We start from the raw sequence: 3,527 nt of genomic DNA, 5'->3' as shown, positions 1-3,527 counted from the left end.
GACACCGACCAGACCGACCCGGCACCGATCGCCGCATAACATCAAACCGGATCCCGCGATGGCCGTCTCCTACACCACCAGCGCGGACGTGACCGCCGAGGCCACAACTTCGGGGAAATACTCGCCTCGGCCGTTCATGAAGGGGACAACTACCCTGAAGTTGTGTGGATCATGGAAGCTCAAAGGGCACGGCGAGCGCGCTTGCGGGAGCGGCGGAGGGATTAGGTACGCTGTCGGCGCGTCTCTCGTCACGGGACGTACGCGGGCGTAGCTCAATGGCAGAGCTTCAGTCTTCCAAACTGACGGTGCGGGTTCGATTCCCGTCGCCCGCTCCACTGACCTCCAGCCCAGGTCAGAGGCGGTATGGCTTGGCCCTGGACCGGTCGGCCGCTCCCCCGCTTCGATCTTGCGGGCCATCCGTGAGCCTGCCCGACGAGGAGATCCGTTCCAAGCCCTCAGGATGCGCCCAGAGACGTCCAGTCAAATGGCCCGGTGCGATGGCTGGATCAAGACCGCAGCGCGGCGTTCCAAACGTAGGTGTGCGCGTCGAGGTACTCCGCGGTCCTCAACCAGTAGGGGCCGTCTTCGTTCCAAATCCTTGCCCATGGCTGGCGCTGTTGCTCGTGGCCCTCGCGCAGTAGGTCGTACATGGCTCGGGCGCGACGGCCCAGCATGACCGCCAGGGCCGACCGCGAGACTTCGTCAAGCACATACCCGTCGACGATTGCACGCAGCCGTGCTGCGGACTCGGATACCGGACGGTCGGCCCGCAGACCCGCCATGCTCTGGGCGGCATAGGCGATGTCCCACAGCCGGGAGCCTGGTGCGGCGAAGTCCCAGTCGATCAGCACCCAGCCTCGAACTGGGGACTTGACCAAATTCCACGGAGCCACGTCGTTGTGGCAGATGATCTCTTCGCGATCTGGCGGGATGGCCTGGTTCCAGACCGCGCTGGGCGGCGGCGCGAAGCTGGCTAACGCCTCATGCAGTTCCGCCAACATCCGACCGATCGACGACAGCTCCGGTGGGGAGTACGTGCCGGAATCCGCACCAAGCTGACCGGGCACGTACTCCAACACCTGCCGGCCCTTTTCATCGCGCCCCAACGGTCGAGGGGCCGCGTTGAAACCCACCGCATGCAGGTGCGAAAGAAGAGCATCGACGCTCTCGGTCCAAGGCCCGACCGGACGACGAACGGTGTCACCGACACGTACCACGCCCATCGTGACGTTGCCCGTCAACGGCTCTTCATCGGTTCTCACTCCAAGATCCTGACTCAAACCGAACGCAGTGGCCAAGCCTTGATGACCGACCTCCGCGAGCGCCTGAGCCAAGGCCGCGGACCAGATGAGCCGGGCCGGGCCATCCACGGGCCAGTACGCGAGGGGTCAAGCGGTCACCGGCGGGCACGACCGCGTGCTGTGGATGACCCCGCCGTGCGGATTCGCCTACAGGTCCTGGACCGGGCGGGACAGCAGGCAGAACTCGTTGCCTTCAGGATCGGCGAGCACGACCCAGCTCACGTCGGAGGGCTGTCCCACGTCGACGCGTCGTGCCCCGAGGGTGAGCAGCCGGTCGAGCTCCTCGGCGGTGGACACACCGTCGGCGCGCAGGTCGAGATGCAACCGGTTTTTGATCACCTTGCCCTCCGGCACGGCCACCACGTCGATCATCGGCCAGGAACGGTCGGCGGCTGCGATGGTGATCACCTCGGCGTCCTCGTCGACCGCCTGCCAGCCGAGAACCGCGCACCAGAAGTCGGCGATCAGTCGCGGTCGGACGGCGTCGATGGCGATGACGGCGAGGCGGCTCGGCATGCCGTCATTTTCACCCATGCAGGGCCACGTCACCGCCTGCGGCCCAGACGTGCAAAGTCTGACTTGAGCGGACGCTCAAATAGTCCGTAGACTCTGCCCATGAAGGTGCGTACGCAGTGGGTGGTACCGCAGCCACCGGAGGTGTTGTGGCCGGCACTGTGCGACTCGCGGATGGAGTTGCGCCCCCGCTGCCCGGTGTTCTGTCTGGGCGCGCCCCGGCCCACCGCCTGCCGGCTGCCGGACGGCGACGGCGCGGTGGGCGCGAGCCGCCAGTGCGCCTCCGAGCAGGGCGTGGTGCGCCAGCGCATCACCCGCTGGGAGCCGCCGACCGGGCTGTCGTTCCAGATGGAGTCGACCGACCTCTGCTTCCACCGCTTTGTCGACCACCTCGGGGACGTCTTCGAACTGGCCCCCGCGGGCTCCGGCACGCGGATCACCCGGACCACGACCGTGAGGGTCCACGGACGGCGGCACGCCGCGCTGTATCCGGCGCTGTGGGTGGGGTTGAAAGCGGTGCACCGCTTCGTGTTCCGCAACTGGCAGCAAACGGCGGCGCCACCCGCCTCGGTGTGAGCGATGCCAGGTCGAGCCGGGGCGGTCAGCGGACGCCGGCCACCGCGGGGGCCGTCCAGGCGGCGGTGACCTCCTCGGCGCAGCGGTCGCCGTACGCCCCGGCCAGCCTCTCGACGAGGCGGCCGCGGTCGAGGTGGTACTCCTGTGGACCGACGGCTTCGACGGCGAAGGCGGCGACCGCGTTGCCGACCTGACCGGCGCGTTCCAACCCGAGGCCCCAGGACAGGGCGGCGAAGAAGCCGGACCGGAAGGCATCGCCACCGCCGGTCGGGTCGGCCACCGACGCCACCGGGACGGCGGGCACCTCGACGGTGGGTGTGGCACGGCCGGTGATGCGTACCCCGCTGGCGCCCAGCGTGGTGACCTGCACCCGGACGCGCTGCCCGACCCCGGCGGCGGTCAGACCGGTCTTGGCTTCCAGCAGGTCCTTCTCGTACGCGTTGGTGAGCAGGAACTCCGCGCCGCCGATGAACCGCCGGATCTGGTCGCCGGACAGCAGGGCGAGCTGCTGTGACGGATCGGCCGCGAACGGCAGCCCGAGTTCCCGGCACCGGTCGGTGTGCCGGAGCATCGCGGCCGGGTCGTCGGCGGCGACCAGGACGAGGTCGAGCCCGCCGCGCCGGTCCGCCGCGGCGCCGATCTCCACCCGGTCCCCTTCGGCCATCGCTCCCGGGTAGAACGAGGCGATCTGGCACTCGTCGGAGTCCGTGGTGCAGACGAATCGCGCGGTGTGCGCGTCGACGCTGATGTGGACGGAGTCGCAGTCGACCCCGTGCCGTTCCAGCCAGGAGCGGTAGTCGGCGAAGTCGGTGCCGGCGGCGCCGAGCAGCACCGGCCGCAGGCCGAGCCGCCCGAGACCGTACGCGATGTTCGCCGCGACCCCGCCGCGACGGACAACCAGGTCGTCGACGAGGAAGGACAGCGACACCCGGTGCAGTTGGTCGGCGAGCAGTTGCTCGGCGAAGCGCCCGGGGAACCGCATGAGGTGGTCGGTGGCGATGGACCCGGTGACCGCGATGGCGCCCACGGCGGCTCCTCCCGGTCAGTAGCGGTAGTGGTCGGGCTTGAACGGGCCTTCCTGGGGCACGCCGAGGTAGTCGGCTTGTTCCTTGGTCAGGGTGGACAGTTTCGCGCCCA

The 3,527-nt window shown here is 69.0% G+C and carries 5 protein-coding genes and 1 tRNA gene; 2 read left to right on the top strand and 4 right to left on the bottom strand.

Annotated elements, in window-relative coordinates:
- The first annotated feature begins 261 nt into the window (after window positions 1-261).
- Window positions 262-335 (top strand) — tRNA-Gly (locus ABTW87_RS30025).
- Window positions 336-506: 171 nt separating this feature from the next.
- Here the strand turns inward: ABTW87_RS30025 and ABTW87_RS30020 are convergent.
- Window positions 507-1,370, bottom strand: coding sequence for a phosphotransferase enzyme family protein (locus ABTW87_RS30020; protein ID WP_350654774.1), 864 nt, complete (start codon window positions 1,368-1,370; stop codon window positions 507-509).
- A gap of 78 nt (window positions 1,371-1,448) precedes the next feature.
- Window positions 1,449-1,835 (bottom strand): VOC family protein, encoded by a 387-nt coding sequence (locus tag ABTW87_RS30015; RefSeq protein WP_350654772.1) that lies wholly within the window; start codon window positions 1,833-1,835, stop codon window positions 1,449-1,451.
- Window positions 1,836-1,916: 81 nt separating this feature from the next.
- Between ABTW87_RS30015 and ABTW87_RS30010 the strand changes: the two genes are divergently transcribed.
- Entirely contained in the window at window positions 1,917-2,390 is a 474-nt protein-coding gene (locus ABTW87_RS30010; RefSeq protein ID WP_350654771.1) for an SRPBCC family protein, read from the top strand.
- A 25-nt stretch (window positions 2,391-2,415) separates the two neighbouring features.
- Here ABTW87_RS30010 and ABTW87_RS30005 read toward each other — a convergent pair whose 3' ends face one another.
- Both ABTW87_RS30005 and ABTW87_RS30000 read right to left on the bottom strand, forming a co-directional pair.
- A complete protein-coding gene (locus ABTW87_RS30005; RefSeq protein ID WP_350654775.1) occupies window positions 2,416-3,372 on the bottom strand; it encodes a carbohydrate kinase family protein in 957 nt (318 codons plus the stop codon).
- Window positions 3,373-3,432: 60 nt separating this feature from the next.
- A partial coding sequence (locus tag ABTW87_RS30000) for an adenosylhomocysteinase (protein WP_350653187.1) occupies window positions 3,433-3,527 on the bottom strand: 95 nt, incomplete at its 5' end.

This window comes from Micromonospora sp. NPDC126480 (assembly GCF_040302465.1).
Lineage (GTDB): Bacteria > Actinomycetota > Actinomycetes > Mycobacteriales > Micromonosporaceae > Micromonospora.
The sequence above is the reverse complement of the archived record's forward strand: the minus strand, read 5'-3'. Positions and strand labels throughout refer to the sequence as shown.

Excerpts from the sequence above, each read along its gene's own strand:
- ABTW87_RS30015 (WP_350654772.1), bottom strand. The coding sequence starts at position 1,835 with ATGGGTGAAAATGACGGCATGCCGAGCCGCCTCGCCGTCATCGCCATC.
- ABTW87_RS30010 (WP_350654771.1), top strand. The coding sequence starts at position 1,917 with ATGAAGGTGCGTACGCAGTGGGTGGTACCGCAGCCACCGGAGGTGTTG.
- ABTW87_RS30005 (WP_350654775.1), bottom strand. The coding sequence starts at position 3,372 with ATGCGGTTCCCCGGGCGCTTCGCCGAGCAACTGCTCGCCGACCAACTG.